This is a genomic window from Holdemanella hominis, assembly GCF_014306155.1.
Lineage (GTDB): Bacteria > Bacillota_I > Bacilli_A > Erysipelotrichales > Erysipelotrichaceae > Holdemanella > Holdemanella hominis.
In genome coordinates this window covers 1-896 of record NZ_JACRWH010000127.1, presented here as the reverse complement: position 1 = coordinate 896, position 896 = coordinate 1, and the positions used below count along the sequence as shown (strand labels likewise).

Genomic DNA, 896 nt, shown 5'->3' with positions numbered 1-896 from the left:
AAAATAGTCGACGTTTCTGCCATTTATTATGCCAAAAATGATATAATTATAGAGGGTTTATGGAGGATATCACAATGGCTATGACTAACAGAAACAATGCAAAATTAGATTGCATGATTTACTATACATTAGATGAATTAGTACCACAGGATCATTTGGTTCGTAAGATGGAGGAAGCTCTTGATTTTCGGTTTATTTATCCGAAAGTTCAGCATCTTTACAGTCGTCACGGCAGACCGAGTATCGATCCTGTGGTTCTTTTTAAAATGCTTATCATAAATATCGTGTTTGGAATCAATTCTATGCGCAAGACATGTCAGGAGATCGAAGTCAATTTGGCATATCGCTGGTTTCTTGGGTTGAGTATCGATGAGAAGATTCCAAACTTTTCTACATGGTCTCAGAACTATATTCGTAGATATAAAGATTCAACTATATTCCAGGAAATCTTTATGGAAATATTAGAACAGGCCGTTGATTATGGCTTTGTCGATTTCACAACGGTATTTGGAGACAGTACGCATCAGAAGGCAAACGCCAATAAAAGAAAAAGTGTCAAAAAAGAAGTAGAGATCCTCAAAAAGAAATACGAAGATGATCTGTTGGCTGAAATCAACGAGGATAGAGAATGTATAGGTAAAGAGTCCTTTGATTCAATGGTGCATACAGAATATGTACATGATGAGGAAACGGGTGAAGAAGTAAAAAAAACTTCAACTAAAACAATTACAGAAAGCACTATAGATCCAGAAAGTGGCTGCTTCCATAAAGGTGAGAAGGAGAAATGTTTTGCGTACTCGCATCAAACTTTCTGCGATAAGAATTCGTTCGTACTGGCAGTTACAACAGTTCCTGGAAATGTACATGATAGTGTTAGTTTTTTTGATGCCTATGAA

Annotated in this window: 1 protein-coding gene; it reads left to right on the top strand. The window is 36.3% G+C overall.

Features of this window, described 5'->3' with window-relative positions; translation table 11 throughout:
- Positions 1 to 74: 74 nt before the first annotated feature.
- A partial coding sequence (locus tag H8911_RS12190; RefSeq protein ID WP_186999842.1) for a transposase occupies positions 75 to 896 on the top strand: 822 nt, incomplete at its 3' end.